Origin of the sequence: Filomicrobium sp. (assembly GCF_025698805.1) — a bacterium.
Lineage (GTDB): Bacteria > Pseudomonadota > Alphaproteobacteria > Rhizobiales > Hyphomicrobiaceae > Filomicrobium > Filomicrobium insigne.
This window is the reverse complement of record NZ_JAILWT010000013.1, coordinates 1-18,136: the sequence shown is the minus strand read 5'-3', so window position 1 is coordinate 18,136 and position 18,136 is coordinate 1. Positions and strand designations below refer to the sequence as shown.

At 59.2% G+C, this 18,136-nt stretch carries 19 protein-coding genes; 17 read left to right on the top strand and 2 right to left on the bottom strand.

Features of this window, described 5'->3' with window-relative positions:
- The 17 genes from K5845_RS20075 (at window position 1) to K5845_RS19995 (ending at window position 16,415) form a co-directional block, all read left to right on the top strand.
- On the top strand, window positions 1-984 hold the full coding sequence (locus K5845_RS20075; RefSeq protein ID WP_287959825.1) for a phage adaptor protein: 984 nt from the start codon (window positions 1-3) through the stop codon (window positions 982-984).
- Window positions 984-2,672, top strand: coding sequence for a hypothetical protein (locus K5845_RS20070; protein WP_287959824.1), 1,689 nt, complete (start codon window positions 984-986; stop codon window positions 2,670-2,672). The genes K5845_RS20075 and K5845_RS20070 overlap by 1 nt, the downstream gene beginning before the upstream one ends.
- 133 nt (window positions 2,673-2,805) lie before the next feature.
- On the top strand, window positions 2,806-3,120 hold the full coding sequence (locus K5845_RS20065) for a hypothetical protein (protein ID WP_287959823.1): 315 nt from the start codon (window positions 2,806-2,808) through the stop codon (window positions 3,118-3,120).
- Between the two features lie 2 nt (window positions 3,121-3,122).
- Window positions 3,123-3,545 carry a hypothetical protein gene (locus K5845_RS20060; protein ID WP_287959822.1) on the top strand — a complete coding sequence of 141 codons (423 nt, stop codon included), beginning with the start codon at window positions 3,123-3,125 and terminating at the stop codon, window positions 3,543-3,545.
- A 1-nt stretch (window position 3,546) separates the two neighbouring features.
- Window positions 3,547-4,602: a tail fiber domain-containing protein gene (locus tag K5845_RS20055; protein ID WP_287959821.1), complete on the top strand. Its 1,056-nt coding sequence runs from the start codon at window positions 3,547-3,549 to the stop codon at window positions 4,600-4,602.
- Entirely contained in the window at window positions 4,602-5,915 is a 1,314-nt protein-coding gene (locus K5845_RS20050; RefSeq protein WP_287959820.1) for a hypothetical protein, read from the top strand. Before K5845_RS20055 ends, K5845_RS20050 begins: the two co-directional genes overlap by 1 nt.
- Window positions 5,915-9,526: a hypothetical protein gene (locus K5845_RS20045; protein ID WP_287959819.1), complete on the top strand. Its 3,612-nt coding sequence runs from the start codon at window positions 5,915-5,917 to the stop codon at window positions 9,524-9,526. Before K5845_RS20050 ends, K5845_RS20045 begins: the two co-directional genes overlap by 1 nt.
- On the top strand, window positions 9,526-10,356 hold the full coding sequence (locus K5845_RS20040; protein WP_287959818.1) for a hypothetical protein: 831 nt from the start codon (window positions 9,526-9,528) through the stop codon (window positions 10,354-10,356). Before K5845_RS20045 ends, K5845_RS20040 begins: the two co-directional genes overlap by 1 nt.
- On the top strand, window positions 10,356-10,739 hold the full coding sequence (locus tag K5845_RS20035; protein ID WP_287959817.1) for a hypothetical protein: 384 nt from the start codon (window positions 10,356-10,358) through the stop codon (window positions 10,737-10,739). The genes K5845_RS20040 and K5845_RS20035 overlap by 1 nt, the downstream gene beginning before the upstream one ends.
- A 10-nt stretch (window positions 10,740-10,749) precedes the next feature.
- A complete protein-coding gene (locus K5845_RS20030) occupies window positions 10,750-11,583 on the top strand; it encodes a hypothetical protein (RefSeq protein ID WP_287959816.1) in 834 nt (277 codons plus the stop codon).
- Between the two features lie 2 nt (window positions 11,584-11,585).
- The gene (locus K5845_RS20025) at window positions 11,586-11,852 is read left to right on the top strand and encodes a hypothetical protein (protein ID WP_287959815.1); all 267 of its coding nucleotides are present in this window, start codon (window positions 11,586-11,588) and stop codon (window positions 11,850-11,852) included.
- Window positions 11,849-12,232 (top strand): hypothetical protein, encoded by a 384-nt coding sequence (locus K5845_RS20020; protein ID WP_287959814.1) that lies wholly within the window; start codon window positions 11,849-11,851, stop codon window positions 12,230-12,232. Before K5845_RS20025 ends, K5845_RS20020 begins: the two co-directional genes overlap by 4 nt.
- A complete protein-coding gene (locus K5845_RS20015; protein WP_287959813.1) occupies window positions 12,229-13,674 on the top strand; it encodes a hypothetical protein in 1,446 nt (481 codons plus the stop codon). Before K5845_RS20020 ends, K5845_RS20015 begins: the two co-directional genes overlap by 4 nt.
- The gene (locus tag K5845_RS20010) at window positions 13,671-14,420 is read left to right on the top strand and encodes a LamG-like jellyroll fold domain-containing protein (protein WP_287959812.1); all 750 of its coding nucleotides are present in this window, start codon (window positions 13,671-13,673) and stop codon (window positions 14,418-14,420) included. The genes K5845_RS20015 and K5845_RS20010 overlap by 4 nt, the downstream gene beginning before the upstream one ends.
- A 9-nt stretch (window positions 14,421-14,429) precedes the next feature.
- The gene (locus K5845_RS20005) at window positions 14,430-15,269 is read left to right on the top strand and encodes a hypothetical protein (protein WP_287959811.1); all 840 of its coding nucleotides are present in this window, start codon (window positions 14,430-14,432) and stop codon (window positions 15,267-15,269) included.
- Window positions 15,238-15,504 carry a hypothetical protein gene (locus K5845_RS20000; protein WP_287959810.1) on the top strand — a complete coding sequence of 89 codons (267 nt, stop codon included), beginning with the start codon at window positions 15,238-15,240 and terminating at the stop codon, window positions 15,502-15,504. Before K5845_RS20005 ends, K5845_RS20000 begins: the two co-directional genes overlap by 32 nt.
- 239 nt (window positions 15,505-15,743) lie before the next feature.
- Entirely contained in the window at window positions 15,744-16,415 is a 672-nt protein-coding gene (locus K5845_RS19995; protein WP_287959809.1) for a hypothetical protein, read from the top strand.
- 90 nt (window positions 16,416-16,505) lie between these two features.
- Here K5845_RS19995 and K5845_RS19990 read toward each other — a convergent pair whose 3' ends face one another.
- Both K5845_RS19990 and K5845_RS19985 read right to left on the bottom strand, forming a co-directional pair.
- Window positions 16,506-17,063: a hypothetical protein gene (locus K5845_RS19990; RefSeq protein ID WP_287959808.1), complete on the bottom strand. Its 558-nt coding sequence runs from the start codon at window positions 17,061-17,063 to the stop codon at window positions 16,506-16,508.
- A gap of 82 nt (window positions 17,064-17,145) precedes the next feature.
- Window positions 17,146-17,682 carry a hypothetical protein gene (locus K5845_RS19985; protein WP_287959807.1) on the bottom strand — a complete coding sequence of 179 codons (537 nt, stop codon included), beginning with the start codon at window positions 17,680-17,682 and terminating at the stop codon, window positions 17,146-17,148.
- Between the last annotated feature and the right edge of the window lie 454 nt (window positions 17,683-18,136).

Below are 18,136 nucleotides of genomic sequence, written 5' to 3'. Positions count from 1 at the left end.
ATGAGCACGCTTTCAGCAATGAAAACGCGGATTGCCGAAGAGCTCCGGCGCGACGATCTCGCCGAAGATATAGCGAACGCGATCTCTAGCGCGATTGAAGCCTACCAGAATGAGCGCTTTGCAAAGGACTTCGGAAGCGCTCCGGCGGCAGATGGTGAAACCGGCAATGCCTGGATGACGACGGCGGAACGGCTGATCCGGTCACGAGCGAAGCTCGAAGTTTTTATTCATGTCGTTGACGATCCGGAGCAGCACCAAAGCACGCTGAAAAATCTCGGCACCGAGATTGACGACGCTCTGCGGGTTCTGCGTCAGTCAACGGCGCAAGGCACCTCGGCAACGTCCGGAACGCTCGGCGCCATGAAGCTTCGCATTAAAAACGAAATCGGCCGCGGCGATATCGACGACGACATTGCGAACGCGATCAACGATGCCATCGAGGCTTACGAAGACAAGCGCTTTTATTTCAACGAAACGCGCTCCTTCACATTCACGACGGTTCAAGACCAGGACCGCTATGCGGCAAGCGATAGCGGCTGGGAAAACCTCGCCAACGTCTTGAAGATCGACTTCGTTATCGTGTTGATTGGCGGCCAGCCTTATGACTGCATTCCGAAGCCGCCTCACTGGTTTGAGCATAACCTGATTACGTCGACCAACTGGCCGAACTATTACGGTTGGTATGACGAATCCCTGATCCTCTACCCGACGCCGGCGGGGGCCTATCAAGTCCGCATTGGGTGCGTTGAGAAAGCGGCGGCGCCAGCAAGCGACGCAGAGGCGAACAATCCTTGGATGACAAAGGCCGAACGCCTGATCCGGAACCGGGCGAAGGCAGAGCTTTACGCGCATGTCGATGACATTTCGGACGATAAGAAAGCGGCGAAGTTCATGGGGCTCGCCGAAACGGCCTTAGACCAACTCGAAGAACGGACGGCACGGCAGACCAAGACAGGTCCGTATCGTGTCCGCGCGTGGTGCTAATGCCGACGATGCCTTTTGGAGAATATCGGCCAGACCTGAGCGACTTTGAAGGTGGGCACACGCGGTTCATGCAAAACGTGATTCCGCGCGGCGATGGTTATGGCCCGTTTCGCGCTCCGGAAGATTTCTCAGACGCCTTGGGGGAAGCCTGCCGGGGCTATTTCTACGCGCGGCGCACGGATGGGTCTGTCGCGATTTTCGCGGCAACGGAAACGCGTCTCTATCTGATGAACAACACAACTTTGGCTTGGGCGGACGTGAGTCAAGGCGGCTCCGCATACAATGCCCTTCCGATTACCGGGCAATGGCAATTCGCGCAGTTTGGAACGAACGTTATAGCCGTTCAGGCAAACGCTGATCCGCAGGTGTTCAACCTGGCTTCAAGTATGGCGTTCGCTGATCTTGGCGGTTCGCCACCACGCGCAAGCTATATCGGGATAGTGAACCGCTTCGTGGTTCTGTCGGGCCTCACGTCGTTTCCAAACCGCGTTCAATGGAGCGGCCTGAACGAGATCGATAATTATACGGCCGGCACGAACTCAAGCGATTATCAGGATTTGCCGGACGGCGGTAATGTGCGGCCTGTGGTTGGCGGCGAATTTGGTTGGATCCTGCAGGACAGCGCTATTCGGCGTATGACGTTCTCGCCCGGCTCGGAAACCATCTTCGACATTCAGCGCGTAGCCAAGGACAACGGCATCCGCGCGCCCTATAGCCTCGCATTCGCTGGCGAGCACAGCTTCTTTTACAGTCAAAAGGGCTTTGTTCAACTTACTGGCGCCGGGGAAATCCTTCCGATCGGCGAAGAGAAGGTGAATCGCACGTTTCTCGATGACTACGACGCTGGCGATATTCAGCTTGTTATTGGCGCCGGCGATCCGGAAAGCCACAGCGTCATGTGGGTCTATAAGTCAACGAGCAACACCGATCCGACCTTCGATAAGGGCCTCGTTTACAACTATCTCTTGCAGCGCTGGACGCCTGTGCAGGTCGAAGGGGAATACCTTGCCTCACTCGCGACGCCTGGTCTAACCCTCGAAGGGTTGGACGCTATCGCGCCAGGTGTTCAGGAGATCAGCGACGCGGACGACAGTGGGTCGGGTGAGATCCGATTGACGGTCGGAAGCACGAGCGGCTGGACGACGGGCGATTATAAGACGATTTCTGCCGTGACGGGCACCACGGAGGCTAACGGCACGTGGGAAATCACCGTTGTTGATGGCACGCACATTGATCTGAACGGATCGACCTTCGCCAACGCCTACGTGTCTGGGGGCATCGTAGCGGGTTCGCTCGACGCGATCCCGTTTCCGCTCGATACGGTCAGCAACGCGAGCTTGCCGCGCCTCTCTATCGTGAATGCGAGCCATCGCATTGCATTTTTCAGCGGCGATAGTCTCGAAGCCACTTTGGAAACCTCCGAGCAAAGCGGCGACGGCCGCCGGTTACGGGTGAAGGGCTTCTGGCCGATTACCGATGCGGGTGACGTGCGCGGGCGGGTTGGCAGACGGGAAAACCTCAACACGGTTGCGACGTACACGAGCGAGTCCACGATGAACGCTCAAGGATACGTGCCGCGCCTTTGGGAGACACGGTACGCGCGGGCGCGCATGCGCATCCCTTCCGGCGTCTCATGGACCTTTGCGAGTGGGGTGAAGCCAGATTTTGCCCTGAAGGGTCGGCGTTAGGCCGTCACTTTGGGGTGTACCCCTGCGTTATGGGGCGAAGTGAGTATGGAAGCAGTCACATTTGGGTCTGTAACGCGTCGATGTGGCATCACACAAGGATTGGCCACCCTGTTGTGGCACTTTGGGGGTTGCAATGTCTGGCAACGCGCCGGCACCGAACGAACGGGACTTACTGCGCATCGTGCGCGGTATCCGCGATCTGTTTGAAGGCCGTTCAAACGCTTTCGGCTCGTTCACGTGCGAGCTGAATGCGGCGTCGACGACAGTCACGGCTCCGAACTGCGGCCCGACCTCTGAAATCTTCCTGCAAGCCAAGACGGCGAACGCGGCAACCGAAGTCGGCAACGGCACGATTTACGTGTCGGCCGTGGGTCCGGGCTCGTTCACGGTCACACACGCCAACAGCGCAACGGCCAGTCGGACGTTCGCCTATCGGATAGGGGGTTGAGCATGGTTCTCGTTCTACCCGTCCCGGTGCCCTTCCTAGGGATCATGTGGAACAGCCTGTCACCGCATCTCTTGCGCGGGCTTGGCGCCTCAGACGGCAACCTGCAGGCCACCATCGACGACTTGTTCGCGGACAAGGCCACGCTCTGGGTTGTGAAGCGCGGCGAGAAAGACCTGCTCGGCGTTTTCCTGACGGCGATCGTCGACGACGACGGCAAGCGGGCACTCGATGTCTATGCGTTGTCCGGTGAGGACTTGTTGTCTTGGGGCAAAGAGATATCGGCGGAAATGCGCCGCTACGCCAAGAGCAAAGACTGTCATCGCGTCATCTTCGTCGGTCGCCGGGGGCTCTTACGGGCCTATGAGGGCGCCGAAATCGTCGGGGAAATAAAGCCCGGCATCTATCAATTTTCGGGAGCGGTCTAAGATGTCTTTTGGATCGAGCAAGCAGAAGCAGGACCAGACCAGCCAGACCGATCCGTGGGGGCCTGCGGTTCCCGCGATCAAAAGCTATCTGAAGCAGGTCATGAGTGTCGGAAACACCGCAGCCACGCCAGACCAGACGGCGGCCTTTGATCAGCTCAAAGCGAACGCGTCGGCCGGAAACCCGTTTGAGGGCTCTTTGACCAAGGCGGCAAACGATGCGCTTGGCTATGACAACTCGGCGCAGAGCGATCTTGTCGGCAATGCTTATGGTGCGCTTCAAGACAACCTCGGCAGCTACGCATCCGGCGAACATCTTGACCCGATGTCCAATCCGCAAATGCAGGCGATGTTACAGACGGTCGGCAACGATGTGCAGGACCGCATCAATCGCATGTTCGCCGGGGCGGGCCGTGATCTTTCCGGATCAAATCAGCAGGCCGTTGCCCGGGGCGTGACCGCGGCGCAGTTGCCCTTGCTGCTCAATCAATACAATCAGAACCAGCAGAACCAGATTGGCGCTGCGTCGACGCTCTTCAGCGCTGGAACGCAGACGGCCGGCACGCAAGCGCAGCTCGACCAGATCTTACAGAACCTCCGCATGAGCGGTGTTGATCTCAGTAAGGCTGCGGTCGACGCGCAGAACTATGGCCCGAACGCAATTCTGAACCTGGAACAGCAGCAGCAGCAGCTCCCCTATGAAAATCTCGCGATGTTGGGCTCTCTCTTGCTGCCGATCGCCGGGCTAGGCGGCACGACCAACCAGCAAGGCGAGTCGAAGGGCACGCAGTGGGGCATCTCGCTCTCTGACGAGCGCGCGAAGGAGAATATTGAACCGGTTGGCGAGCTCGCGGACGGTCAGCCGGTCTATGCGTTCACGTACAAAGACGATCCCACCCAAACAACGCACGTCGGCCTGATGGCGCAGAACGTGGAGAAAACGCACCCCGAAGCCGTTCACGAGCTCCCTGGGGGCCTTAAGGGCGTCGACTACGGCGAAGCGACCAAGACGGCGGCCAAGATGGTCCGTGCCGCTCTGGCGAAGCGGAGGGCTCATTAATGGCTATTCTCGATCAGTTTCTTGCGCAGCTTCAACAGGCTGGAAGCACGCCGTGGGCCAAGGCGATGCAAGAACAGATGCTGACGGGCAATAGTAGCCCGCTGGACGCTCTGTCGAGCGGGGCGGCTCCGATGGGCCTGCCCATGACGCTTTCGCCCTCAGCGCCTCCGGTGGCTGCTCCTGCAGCGCCTCCGGTGCGTACACGTCTACCACCACCGGAAACTGAGCTGACAGCACCGCAAAGTGGCGGACGCCAGCAGCCTGTTACGTCGTCAAGCACGGCACCTATGATGCCGGCGGCCGACGATGGTTTTAGTTGGGGCAAGCTCGGGTCAATCCTGTCGGGGGCCGGTGGCAGCAATACGGTTCTCGGAGCGATTGGCGGTGCGATCCAAGGCGGGGAAGCCTACGACCGACGCAATCAGCGTGAAAACCTCACGTTGCGAGCGCTGACGGGTAAGGGACTGGACCCGCAAACCGCTCAACTCGTCGCCAGCGATCCACATTTGGCCCGCTCGGTCATTCCCGCGCTGTTCAAACCGAACGCGCCGACCGATGACATGATCGAATATGCGCACGACATGGCGCAGCGCCGTGCTCGAGGTGATACGCAGATCCCGACGCTTGGCGAATGGATGGCGGACCAGAAGAAAGCCGGCCGGGCAACGACGACGATCAACATGGGTGGCGAAAAGGCCTTTGCGACAGAGCTTGGCAAGCAGAACGCCAAGGCCTTCACGGAGCGCCGGCAAGCGGCGATGGACGCGGTTCGCTCGCTCGACAGCATCGATACTGCCTTCAAATTGCTTGATGACGGCATGCTGACGGGGTTCGGGGCCAATTGGGAAAGCAACATAGGCAAAGCCCTGCATCGAATTGGCTTCGCGTACAAGCAGGACCCAATCGAGAACGCTGAAGCTTACCTGGCCACGCGCGCGGGTGAAATCGGAACAATCATCAAGCTGTTCGGTGCGGGTACGGGTCTTTCCGACAAGGACCGCGAATTTGCCGAAAAGGCGGCTGCGGGACAGATCACGCTCAACGAGGGCTCAATGCGGCGCATTCTTGAAATCAACGAGAAGGCGGCGCGCAACGTTGTCAAGCGCTTCAACGCGGAAGCTGAAACCATCAACCCCGCTGAGGTTGGTTCGCCTTTCCCGCTGACTGTCGAAGCGCCTCCGGAACCGAAGTTCTCGCGCTCTGAAATTCGCGAGTCCATGAATAACGCACGGGCAGCAATACAGCGCGGTGCAAACCGCAACGTCGTGATTCAGGAATTGCGGCGCAACGGCATCGATCCGGAGGGGCTGTAATGGCAGCGCTCTCCTTTGAACATTTGATCCCTGGCCGCAAGAAAGTACCGGAGGCCACGGCACAGCCAGAAGCCCCAAAGGCTGGCGGACCCCTGACGTTTGACCATCTGGTGCCGAAATCTAGCCCGGCCCCGCAAGCGCCTATGATGCAGGGCGGGGCCATGATCCCGGCCAACGCGCCGCGTCGAGACGTTAGCGCTCGGCCACGTTCCGAAATGGGTTGGGGTGAATGGGCGGCCGATCTTGTTACCGGCGGATCGTCGACAGAGTTTCCAGACGCTTCCGAGTTCCTGCAGGCCTACGCCAAGGCGGGAGGCTCGCAGGATATCCAAGGCATGCGGGCAATCATGGGTTCGGGCATCACGCCGGACGAAAACGCCCAGCTTGATATTCTCCGAAAGAGCATTCCGGGCCTGCAGGTTATGCGGGACACCGGCGGCAACCTTATGCTCAAAACGCCGGAAATGACCGAGTTCGCGTATTTGAACAAGCCTGGGGCTTCATGGCGCGATCTCGATGAAATCGGCACGCAGACCCTTGCAACAATGCCCTTCGGTGGCGCTCTCGGCATGGGAGCCAGTAAAGTTGCACAAGCAGGTATTGGCGCGGGCGCAATGGGCGGCGCGAGTCTTGTTCAAGACGTTCTGGCGCAACAGCAAGGGTCCGATCAGGGCTTTGACTGGATTCGGGCCGGGTTCTCGGCAGGCCTCGGAACCATCTTCGGGCCGCTGTCGGCGTGGCTCGGCGGGAAGGCGCGCAACGTTGCTCCTGACACAGAACCGGCAACCGTTCCACGTGGAACACAGGGGCCGGAGCCACAACCGCAACCTGCACCGCAATCGGTTCCAGGTGATGGAACTGTCCCAGTTCCACAGTCTGGAAGTGGAGTTCCACCGTCTCAGCCCGCCACAACTCCGCAAGCGCCATCAACGACTTCCAGTAGTTCCAAGATCGTCACGCCAGATCAATCTATGGAAGTGGACGCTATCCCGCAGGTTGTGGAGCTTGATCAGTTGCAGCTCGCAGGCGGAAAGTTCCAGCCGCGTGACCGCACGCGGGCGGAGTATCTGCAAGAGGCGCGCGAACGCGCAAACCGGCTCGATCCGGCGCAGCTTCAGCCGGGGCGTGTTTCGGATTCCGGCGCTCCGATAGTTCTGGAAGACGGAACGATTATCAGCGGCAACGGCCGGGCGCTTTCCATTGCGGAGGTTTATGAAAACCCCGCGTTGAAGGCGCAAGCCGACGCGTATCGCGCAAGCCTTCCGCCGGAAGCGCAGAACATGAAGCGGCCCGTGCTGGTGATGCGCGCGCCAGGCCTTCAAGGGGATGAGGCAGCGCGGTTCGCCGATCTCTCGAACCGGGGGCGCGTCGCCTCGATGTCGGCGACGGAACGTGCTGCGCGGGATGCTGCAACGCTTCATCCGGACGACCTTATGTTGTATCGCGGCGGCGATTTCAGTTCTCCCGACAACATGGAATTTACGCGGCTCTTCATGACGAAGGCCGTCACGCCGGGGGAACGCTCGGCGCTCTCTGTGAATGGCCAGTTGACCAAAGAGGCGGCAGACCGCATGCGCGGCGCTGTCCTAGCTTCGGCCTATGACGATCCCGGGACACTGACGCGCCTTCTCGAAAGCACTGACGACAATATTCGCGGACTCTCCGGGGCGATGGTCGACGCGGCGCCGTCAATCGCCAGATTGAAAGCGGACGCGGCGGCCGGGGCCGTCATGCCGCATCTTGAGCCAAGCGCGGTGATCTCGGACGCCGTGAAGTTTATTGCGGACCTGCGCAACCGGGGCATGACGCCGGCACAGTATTTCGCGCAAGCCGATGCCTTCGATAGGCTCGATCCGGCCGTCACGGCGTGGGTGCGGGCGATTTATAACGACGACTTGAGCGGACAGATTTCACGGCCGCAACTGGCTTCCCTAATCCGGAATTATGCCGACGAGGCCTCGAAGCACGCGCCGGATGGTCTTTTTGCTGATCCGACGACGAGCCTTGACGTCCTGAACGTCGCAAAGCGGGCCGTAGGGCAGCAAGCAACGCCAAACACGGCGCCGGGGGCGGCTCCTGCTCCTGGGCCTCAAGCGGTGCAGTCGACGCCTCCTGGCGGCCCTGGTGTGGCTCCACAAGGCCAGCCGGTAGCCTTGCCGCCAGAGTTCCGCGGACAGCGCAACACGCCGCATCAAGGCAACATCCCAAGCTATATGCGTGAGGTGCCGCCGCAGATCGAAGCGCCGACGAACAATCAGGTTGTCGAAGCCGGTCAACGGGCTGGCGTGCCGATCCCGCGTGCGATCGCAACAGACAATCAGGTGAAAAAGTACGCGGCCGGGAAGATGGCCGAAATTCCGATCTTCGGGCACAAGCTACGTTCGGCCGTGCGCGGAACCGAAGAGACACTGAGCAAGCGGGCGCGGGCGATTGCGGATTCGCTGTCTGGCGACTCCAAATTCAGCGTTGGTGACGCCGTCAACGAGTCCGTGCGCAACTGGATCGACGACGGGTCGGCGGACTTGCTGAGCGAGCTTTATAAGTCGGTTGGGAAGCAGTTCAGTAAAAAGACGACGTCGAGCCTTGCGACTACGCGAAAGATAGCCAACGATCTGACGCGCGAAATGGCCGAAAGTACGTCACGCGTTAATCAGAAGGCGCTCGACCTCGTCGAAGAGGCGATCGGCAAGCCGGGCGGGCTCACCTATGACGGCCTTGTGCGCCTTCGGCAGGATATTGGCGCGCGGCTCTCGGGCTCGATTATCCCTGAACCTGGGACGCCTATGCCTGCGCTCAAGCGGCTTTATGGGGCGCTCGCCGAAGATCTGCACGGCCTTGTGTTTACGAGTGGCGGAAAGCCCGCTCTCTCAAAATACATGCAGGCGGAACGCGTTTCGCAGCTCGTCGCGCAACGCCGCGAAATGCTGCAAAGGCTCGTGGGCACCAAAGACAACCCAGCCTCAGCGGAACAGATTGTCGAGCGCATTCTGGGGATGGCCACGGACGCGGGACGCGCGAACATTCAGCAGCTTTTAAGGCTTCGCAAAAGCCTCAACAGGTTTGATGACGGCGACACGTTTCAGGGCATCGCGGCGGCGGCAATTCGCAAGCTGGGCCAGAGCTCGGACGGCACGTTCTCACCGGCGGTCTTTCTGCGCGATTATCAAAAGCTCTCACCGAATGGAAAACTTGCGCTCTTCGGTAGCGATGTGAAATCGCAGCTCGACGACTTGGCGACGATATCGACCAAGTTCAAAGAGCTTCAGAGGTACGGCAACCCGTCAGGGACCGGCGGCGTCGTGGCGCTGTTCTCGATGCTCGGAACCGGCGGCATCATGGGGATGGTAACGGGCGGGCCTGTCATTCCCGGCCTGACTGCGGGCGTGGGTTACGTCATGAGCCACATGCTCGCACGGCCGGCGATGGTGAAGCAGGCGGGCCGGTGGGTAAAGGCCTTCGATAAGGCGCTGCATGATCCCTCTGGACGCGGCCAAGTTCAATTGACCATTGCAACAAAAGCTTTGGCCAACGCGCTCGCGGAAGAGTTCGACGCAGACCCGGCAGAGCTTGAACGCGAAATGCAGGCCGCAACGCGGGAGATGGGAATCTGATGGCACAAACCTGGACAAGCTCAGATCCGCGTTGGGCCGGACTTACGCCGTTTCAAAAGGCGGCGGCAATGGCGCTCATGGAAGCGGACGGCATGAACCCGCAGGCCGCACGCAATGCGCTCGGGGCCATGATAAACCGTGCGGCAAAGACAGGCGTCGATCTCGGCGAGCACGTTGGCCAAGCGATCTATCAACCCGCGATCGAGCCGAAGCAGCAAGCGCGCCTTGATCGCATCCTGAACACGAACGCGTTTCACAACCTCACGACCTGGGCGCAGCGCCGTGCAGCCGGTGTCGAGCCCGATCCGGTGTCGGGGGCAACGCATTTCCTTGCGCCTGAATCCGTCATGCTCGCGCTTGAGCGTCAAAACCCATCGAAATATAAAAACTGGGGTCCGCGCGGCGCGAATTGGACGGGATATGATCCCGCAACCGGCTCGTATCGCGACGTCGTCATGCGGGACAGCAGCCATGCTTTCCTTGCTCCGGAAGGGGCGCACAGCGTACCGAGCGCAGCGCGTGTGAACGTGGCTCAAAACGGTGCGATCAGCGGGGGGCAAGCGCCGCAGGCCTCGCCACTCCCGACGACGACGGTTGCAACCGCGTCTCAAGCCCCGCCTGTGGCCATTGATCGGCTCGATTATAGCGCCGTGGACAATCCAGCCGGACAAACGCAGCAGACCTCAACGTGGGACCAGATGGCGGCGAACAGCCAGGCCGCGATTCCGAAACTTGCGCCGCAACAAGCTGTAATGCCGATGCGCCAGCCGGTCGATGTGTCTCGGCTTCTTCAGATCATTTCAAGCCGCAACAAATTGGGGGTTGCCTGATGTTTCCTTTTCTTCTGACAGCACTCGGGAACGCTGCCGCGCAAGCAGGTATGTCAACGATCGGCAGCGGGCTGACCACTGCCGGCACAGCACTCGGCGGAACGGCCGCAGGTGGAACGGCTGGTCCGTCTCTCCCCTTCAGTTTTTCGCCTCCGACCGAAAGTCTCGGCACGCTGCCCGGTGGCTGGGAAACAACCGTCACGAAGGCGCCAACACCAACGCAAGCGCTCATGGACCAGTTCATGGGGCAAGCGGGTGGCGGGCAGAAACCACAAGCGCCAATGCCGCAATTCACGCCGATGCAGGCCCCACAGATGAGGCCGCAAACGGACGTGAGTTCGCTTCTCAACATCATTCAGTCGCGCCAGAAGCTCGGCACGTAAGGGGGCACGTATGACATTTTGGAAATGGTCAAAAACCGCCTCTGACAACGACGACGCGGACACGACCGTCAATTGGCGCGAAGGCCAAGGGCCGTCGACGATTAATAACTCTGGCCGCGCCATGATGGCGGCGGCTGCGAAGTATCGCGACGACGTGTCGGGCATGATCGAGACGGGTGGCTCGGCGACAGCGTACACAGTGGCCAGCAATCAGAACCTAACGACACTCACGGACGGGTTCATGGTGGCGTTTCACGCCCATGCCACGAACACGGGGGCTGCGACACTGCAAGTCGACAGCCTGACCGCGAAGCCGCTTCAGTCGTCAGTCGGCGTAGCGCTCGTTGCAGGGATACTGCGGATTGGCGGCATTTACACGGCCACATATGACGTAAATGAAGATTCCTTCATCGTGCACGCCGCTGCGGTCCCTGATGAATTTGCAACGGGTGTGCGCCTGCTGTTTCCGATGACAGCCGTTCCGACCGGCTGGACCAAAATAACGACCTATAACGACTATGGCTTGCGGATCGTCTCGGGAGATGGCGCGGGCACGTATGGCGACACGGCCTACAGCACAACGTTCAACGCCTCTCGCACGCCAACAGGCGCCGTCGATGGGCACACGCTCATTACCTCAGAGCTGGCTTCGCACGATCATGGCACGCGCGGAAATAACTTCGGCACAGGCGGCGGCGGCGGCGGTGGTGCCGTGATGGGGTGGGGTGGATCTCACAGCACCGAAAATAACGGCGGCGACGAAGCGCACGACCACGGCTTGAGCATGGATGCGATGAATTTCAACGTTCAAACCGTCGACGTTCTCATTGGGGAAAGGAACTAAAAATGAAGGTGACAATCGTACCGATCAACAAGCGCGTTGTCGTCGACGGAAAGCCGAAGACGGTTCCCGACGCGCCTTGGGCGCAAATGCCGCCTGGGGTGCATGCGGTGCAGTTCAAGGACTCCGCCGGAGAAATCGAGTTCACCAAGACGACTGGCGGCATCAAGCTTCCTAATCAACGCATCACGCTCGATCAGTTCAACGCGATGTTTATGCCGTTCGTCGATGCCTGGAAGGCTGTTTCTGAAGACGGGCCGGAGGCGGCATGATCGACCAGATTCCAGACGGCCCAAAGGGCAAGAAATGCCACCGCAACGGCAAGGACTGCGCGCGGGTCTGCCGGACCTGCGTACTGTGGGTGCATTTGGATCTTGTCGACCCACAAACGGGTGAGCCGGTGCGGCGGTGGGATTGCTCGGATAAGTGGGCGAATCTTCTTCGCTTAAAGGGGCTTCAAGAGACAGAACGCGCCGCGATCGAGGTCAACAAATTGCGCAATGAAGTTGCGGCAATGAAGCGAGAGCTTGGCCAAGCTGTGGCCGGTGTCGGCAACACAGTCATGCGACGCGTTGAGGACCTATCAACGCAGGTTGACGCGGTTCAGGCCATAGCAGGGCCTAGCGCAAAGCTAATTGAGCAGGTGCCATGACATACGCAAAGGACGGCTTGGCAGGCTTTGACAATGCGAAGCGAACGCCGTTCAGGTCGTCGACGTCAATTCCTGAATCCGACGTGCAAAACGCTGTTGAGCATGTTCGTGCCAGCTTGGCCGGAACGGCTGCGGCGCAGTTCATCGTGGCGGACGCGGACGCTAATGTTCCGAACGCGCGGGAAGCGACGGACACGGCAACAGTAGCTTGGGACTTTGCGACGGCAGGCCAGGCGAAGGCGAACGTTCCGGATTCAGCCATCACATACGCCAAAATTCAGAACGTCTCGGCTACGGCGCGCGTTTTGGGACGAAACACGGCCGGCGCGGGTGTCGTTGAGGAAATCGACGAAGCGACCTTCAAGGCGCTATTCAACCTTGAGATTGGCACTGACGTTCAAGCTTATGCCGCGAACCTTGATAGCTGGTCGCTGGTGGTGCCGTCTGACTATGTGACGTTCTCGACGCTGGCGAGCACGGCTAACGGTGAGGGCGCTTCTCTTGTCGGCATTGAAGACGCCGGCGGCTTGTTCACGGCAACGCAGGTTGAAGCGGCACTTGCTGAATTGCGCACGATGGTCAATGCGCTTGATGCGGCTGTTGTTCTGGCTGGCGATTGGGATGCTTCGACAGGCTCGTTTCCTGGCGGCGGAACGGCGCAACGCGGATATTCGTACATCGTGACAACGGGCGGCACGGTCGACGGCGTGTCGTTTTCGCAAGACGATCGCATCGTCGCGCTGGTCGATAACGCCTCACCATCCACCTACGCGGCCAACTGGCTAAAGCTCGATTACACGGACCAAGTTTTGAGCGTCGCGGGTAAGACGGGAGCAGTGACGCTTGTGCAAGCCGACATCGGCGCCCTGACGACCGCAGATAGTCCGCAGTTTGCGGGGGTCAATATAGGGCACGCCTCCGATACGACGATCGGGCGCGTTTCTGCTGGTGTCGTTGGCGTCGAGGGGCAGGCGCTTGCGTTCCAAGGCATATCGTTGAGCGCAAGCACGGGGCTCACGGGCGGGGGTGATCTTTCGGCCAATAGATCGTTCGCCATCGACAAAGCTACGGCGGCGAACGTGCGGGCGGCGGTGGCGGACAAGGTCTTAACCTCCGATCTCGTGGAATCTGCGGCGACTCCGGTCGCACTATCTGACGCCGCAACCGTCGCGATTGATTGGGATGGCGGGATCAATTTCACTCTGACCGTAACGGCAAATCGAGTGCTCGGAAATCCGACTAACGGTCAGCCGGGAACATGGCGGACGGTTTACGTGCAAGGGGATGATGGGACCGCCCGCACTATAACTTTTGACACGCAGTATGGAGGGGACGTTCCGTCTTTGACCGATATCGACAGCACAAAGAAATATCTCATTTCCATTTACTGCGTAACGGCCACGCATTTTCTAGCAACCGCCATGAATGGAAGCGCGCCATGAATTTTCTTCCTGGGTGGTTTCCGGCCGGTGCGGTCATGGCGGTCGATGATAGGATTTCTACGACAATAGCCGTCTCAGACATCCTTGGATGGTGGGATGTTGACGAGGGCAGCGGAACGACCATTGGCGACAAGGTTTCTTCTCCGCACGACGGTACGGCTGCGGGAACGTCGTGGGTTACGGATGGACCGGCAGCGATCCCGAATGGACTCGACTTTGTTCCAGCTAACAATAGCTGGGTGGACTTTGGCCACAACTACGATCCGCCAGCCGGTACGGTATGCTCTTGGGTGAGGATTGATAACTTTTCTCCCGACGGCGTAGCTGGTTCCATCATTGGCGAAGGAAATGGCGGCGGTGACTTCGATTTAAATACTACGTCAACGTCATCTATATTTGGCCGCACGCGAATAGGCGGATCAGACAGAACCGTAACAGTGGCCGGGCTTAGCACCGGCCAACTATATTTCATGGCCTATGGGTGGGATACGACGGATACAGTCTCAGAGATTGAGCTATGGGTTGACGGTGCGTCTGTTGATGCGAACTCAGGGGCTTGGGGCTCGCAGGCGTTAAGCTCAAGCAACCTGACGTCTGGTCGGCGATCCAGCGGCGTCGCTCAACGAGAGCTAGACGGTCAAGTTTATCAATATTTGCTGTTCAACCGAAAGCTCACCCTGGCGGAGATTCAGGATCTCCACAACGGGGGGGCAGGTGCGACGTTTGAAATGATGCAGTTCGCATAGGTGAGCAACATGGCATTACCAAGTTTTCTAGGAACAAAAGGCCCGGCCTCAATTCGGTTCAATAACGCCGGGGCAATGTATCCGGGACCATCGGCGCGCAAGTTCGGGTCGATCCGGACGGAGATCATCGGCGGTGGACATAAGATCGCGGTTTTCCCGAACGCGATCGCGGGGGCCGCGGCGCTGTTCGATCTCATGCTGAATGGCAAAAGCCCAGCCGGCAAATACCGATACAGGAACAAGACAATTCGCGATGCGATCGCGGTTTGGTCTGGCGGGAATTACGTTCAAAGCTACCTCAACATGATCGAGCGCTATTCGAGCTTTCCGCCCGATACGGTGCTCTCTGTCGAGTTTCTGCAGGATCCAGCGCGCGCAATTCCGTTTGCCCGTGCGATGGCGCATCACGAAGCCGGGAAGGCCTACCCGCTCAACGCGAAGGATTGGGAGCGCGCGCACGTTCTGGCGTTCCCCGATGCCTACGGGACCGGCGAAGCCATCGTTGCAGAGGATGAGCCGCCACCACTGCCGACGCCGGCCAAGGACGTGCTGCGCAAATCATCAAGGAAATGGAAGCTTTTGAACTGGCTTCGCAGCTTGTTCGGGATCGGCGCGGGCGGAACGGCAACGTTCTCTGTCGTGGACAGTCTCAACACGGCGCAAAGCGTCATGGGGCCTGTGAAGTCCTTCGCGTTGGTATGGGGCGTTCCGCTGACCATTATCGTCTGTGTTGGCGGGTTCGTCGTGGTGCAGGTCATCAAGGCCATGACGGAAGAGGATTACGACGACGGTCGCTACCAACCAACGGGAGAAAGCCATGTCGATACTGAAGCTTTGGCACTGGATTGAAAAAGCCGTCTTCGGAACGCTGGTTGGCCGCATCCTGGCTGCGGTCGTCGCGGGCTGGGTGACGTGGTGGGGGTGGCTCAACTTCGTTCATGACCCAAAGGTGAAGCGCGAAGTTGTTTCGGAAATCAACCGAAGCGGGGAGCAGCTCGCCAGCGCGGCGGAAGCGGCGCGCGAACCCGCAAAGAGGCCTGGCGCATGGGAGCGCTTGCGTCAAACAAGCTGTCGAGATTGCTAGAGGGGAAAATATCGATGCTAAGGGCTCAAATTTGGCCGCTGACGGCCGCAGCGCTGATCTTGGGGGGATGCAGCAAGGAAGTCCCCGTCGCGACTGTGGGGCCGTATTGCAAGGCGGTAACGAATGTCTGCGTTTCAAAAGATGATGTGCTTACGGAAGGCACAGCTACGCAAATCGAGGCGAACAACCTAGGCCGCAAGCGGCTCTGCGGGAAGCCTCCCAAATGCAAGGTGTGAGCTATGGCTGAGACACGATATCCCTTTGGCTTTATGCCGTCTTCTGGCACGGCAGACGTGCGCGAGATCTTGGCTAACACGGTTGTTGATCGCGGAATGATCGCGCCGATTGCCGAAAACGCAGACGGCTCATTCAGTCTGGCATGGCCGGAAATGATCCGAGGGCCGTTCGCTGCGGCGGCACGCATGCTCACGCCGGGCTATGACTATGACAACACCAAACAAGCGGCCGGTGATGCGCTAGCAGCGTCCTCACTCGGTGTCACGGGTGGAATGGCGGGGCGTATGGCGGCACGCGGTGCGGCCTCTGCGGTTCCGAATCCCGTTGGTGAGCTTCCGGCGCATCTCCGGCCCCAAAGCCCGGCAACGCGCGTCGCGGAATACTCAGCGCAACGCATGGTTCCAGACGATACGGCATCCGTAACCCTACAGCGCGCCTACGATGATTTTCGGACGTGGGCGGCAGCAAACGGTCAGCGGCCTGTGTCCTTCGATGAGTTCCGCATGGCCATGCAAGAATCCGGCTTCATGCCGCAGAACATTGCCGGCTCAAATCGGTTCGTCGGCGTGGGCGTTCCTGAGCCGATGCCAGCGCGCGGCCTGCAACGGTTCGGGTCGACACAAACAGGAAAGCCCGCGAACGATTCCGCTCGCGGGCCCTGGGTGGTGAAATAGTCTCGCGCGCCCGGTCTTAGCCTCGCTGTGCGGCGCGCGTTAGATCCCCTAGCCGCTTCATTTCCCCGTCGCGGCTAGGGGATCGCTTTTTTAGTGGCGGGCGTAGAACGATTGCGTTGCGCCCGTCTTCATGCTCCGAAGACGCATCGTCTTGCGGTATACTTTTTTCATCGTCGCGTCTTTTTGAGCCCGTCGATTGTTGCAGAGGCTCACTAGGTCTGAAAGGATAGACCGACCCGCCTTAACGTCGGTGGCATAGCTGCCGGTTATGAGATTGTCGATCTCAACTCCGCCTGCAGCCTCCGTGCCCACGTGACACCATTGAATGACGCGAATCTTTGCAAGTAATCCGTCAAGAGTGGCGGCGGGGATTGACAGTATAGCCAAAGCAACCGGCTTCGTTCGTTTATGGGCTGCATCTATGAAGTTTTCCGCTTCCTCATCAACGCGGCCTTGGTATTTGTCCCACAGCTTGCTTTCTTCATGCCATCGGGCTTCAAACGTCTTAGCCAGTTCGATCAAGGCGGCGTCGGGATGTGGGCGCTGCAATTGCCGAATAGCAAGCGAAGACGCAATATCCATAATGTGGCTACGGTCGTCTTCGCCAAGTTGGCGGAAGTCGTCATAAAGTTTGAATGCTTTGCTCATTGTCGCTTCTCCGTATAGCGATGAAAAATAAGCAGAGACAAGGCGTTGGTAGCGCTTTGCCTCTGCGGCTCGGTCGTGAGGGTTATGGCATCCTGCAGGGTGCCTGAACTGTACCCGTCTTGAGACGGCGCAGCTTCATTTGCGTGCGGCACAGCTTCTTGAAGAGTTTTTCTTTGCGTTCCTCTTCGGCGGCCTCGGCAGCAGCCTTGCGGCATTGCTCGGCTTGCCCGTTGATACATGCTCGAAGCTTGTGGCCGCTAACCGCTTCTGCGGTTTCGAGCGCCATGCCCATGACGGTCGCGAGGAAGGCTCGTTCAATTCCAGTCGTGACGCGAGGCATGTCCTCAATGATAAGCACCAAATCATCGCGGCAGGCCTGGATACGTTCATAGGTTCGCGTGTACTCAAAAAATTCGAGAGCAAGTTCATATCCGATACTAAGATCGAGGTAATAATCGCCTGTTGTCTTTGGCACATTCCAGAAGCACACATTTTTTGAAATGCCATCATCTTTGCTTGGTTTTCCGAGTTGCCGATATGAGGCGACGAATGACAGGTCCCGCATATCGCGCGGCCGTGCTTCTTGTTCGTGTTCTGTGGTAGGTGTCTGATTAGCCATTGTCGTTCTCCGTAAACGATTGTGGTCAGGCTGGGTTCGGGTGTTGGTAGCGCCCGGCTCAGCCGCTCTCATTTCTAGTCAGCGAGAATGATTTGCCCCGCGGTGATCATGATGCCGATGAGGCAACCGGCGACGACGGCTGCCATAGTGATAATTTCAAGATCAATCATTGGTCTCTCTTTCTCTGTTTCTCTGTGGTCAGTCAGCGAACGGCCATAGCTTCGCCATCCGCCCTCTTGGGGCTTCGGGCCTCGGTGCCAGGTCCTTTACCGTCCTCTGGTGCCCCGTTCTCGTCCATCCTGTGGCTTGTGGGGGCTTTCCGGAGGCCGGGTTCGGTTTACCGCCTCGGCCGTCGCTGATTATGAATATAGCCCAATATTGATCTTAGGTCAAGTGGCTAGATCAAGAAAAGTGCCTTCTTACGCATTTTTTCTTGATCATTGATCATTAATCG

Excerpts from the sequence above, each read along its gene's own strand:
- K5845_RS20075 (WP_287959825.1), top strand. The coding sequence starts at position 1 with ATGAGCACGCTTTCAGCAATGAAAACGCGGATTGCCGAAGAGCTCCGG.
- K5845_RS20070 (WP_287959824.1), top strand. The coding sequence starts at position 984 with ATGCCGACGATGCCTTTTGGAGAATATCGGCCAGACCTGAGCGACTTT.
- K5845_RS20065 (WP_287959823.1), top strand. The coding sequence starts at position 2,806 with ATGTCTGGCAACGCGCCGGCACCGAACGAACGGGACTTACTGCGCATC.
- K5845_RS20060 (WP_287959822.1), top strand. The coding sequence starts at position 3,123 with ATGGTTCTCGTTCTACCCGTCCCGGTGCCCTTCCTAGGGATCATGTGG.
- K5845_RS20055 (WP_287959821.1), top strand. The coding sequence starts at position 3,547 with ATGTCTTTTGGATCGAGCAAGCAGAAGCAGGACCAGACCAGCCAGACC.
- K5845_RS20050 (WP_287959820.1), top strand. The coding sequence starts at position 4,602 with ATGGCTATTCTCGATCAGTTTCTTGCGCAGCTTCAACAGGCTGGAAGC.
- K5845_RS20045 (WP_287959819.1), top strand. The coding sequence starts at position 5,915 with ATGGCAGCGCTCTCCTTTGAACATTTGATCCCTGGCCGCAAGAAAGTA.
- K5845_RS20040 (WP_287959818.1), top strand. The coding sequence starts at position 9,526 with ATGGCACAAACCTGGACAAGCTCAGATCCGCGTTGGGCCGGACTTACG.
- K5845_RS20035 (WP_287959817.1), top strand. The coding sequence starts at position 10,356 with ATGTTTCCTTTTCTTCTGACAGCACTCGGGAACGCTGCCGCGCAAGCA.
- K5845_RS20030 (WP_287959816.1), top strand. The coding sequence starts at position 10,750 with ATGACATTTTGGAAATGGTCAAAAACCGCCTCTGACAACGACGACGCG.
- K5845_RS20025 (WP_287959815.1), top strand. The coding sequence starts at position 11,586 with ATGAAGGTGACAATCGTACCGATCAACAAGCGCGTTGTCGTCGACGGA.
- K5845_RS20020 (WP_287959814.1), top strand. The coding sequence starts at position 11,849 with ATGATCGACCAGATTCCAGACGGCCCAAAGGGCAAGAAATGCCACCGC.
- K5845_RS20015 (WP_287959813.1), top strand. The coding sequence starts at position 12,229 with ATGACATACGCAAAGGACGGCTTGGCAGGCTTTGACAATGCGAAGCGA.
- K5845_RS20010 (WP_287959812.1), top strand. The coding sequence starts at position 13,671 with ATGAATTTTCTTCCTGGGTGGTTTCCGGCCGGTGCGGTCATGGCGGTC.
- K5845_RS20005 (WP_287959811.1), top strand. The coding sequence starts at position 14,430 with ATGGCATTACCAAGTTTTCTAGGAACAAAAGGCCCGGCCTCAATTCGG.
- K5845_RS20000 (WP_287959810.1), top strand. The coding sequence starts at position 15,238 with ATGTCGATACTGAAGCTTTGGCACTGGATTGAAAAAGCCGTCTTCGGA.
- K5845_RS19995 (WP_287959809.1), top strand. The coding sequence starts at position 15,744 with ATGGCTGAGACACGATATCCCTTTGGCTTTATGCCGTCTTCTGGCACG.
- K5845_RS19990 (WP_287959808.1), bottom strand. The coding sequence starts at position 17,063 with ATGAGCAAAGCATTCAAACTTTATGACGACTTCCGCCAACTTGGCGAA.
- K5845_RS19985 (WP_287959807.1), bottom strand. The coding sequence starts at position 17,682 with ATGGCTAATCAGACACCTACCACAGAACACGAACAAGAAGCACGGCCG.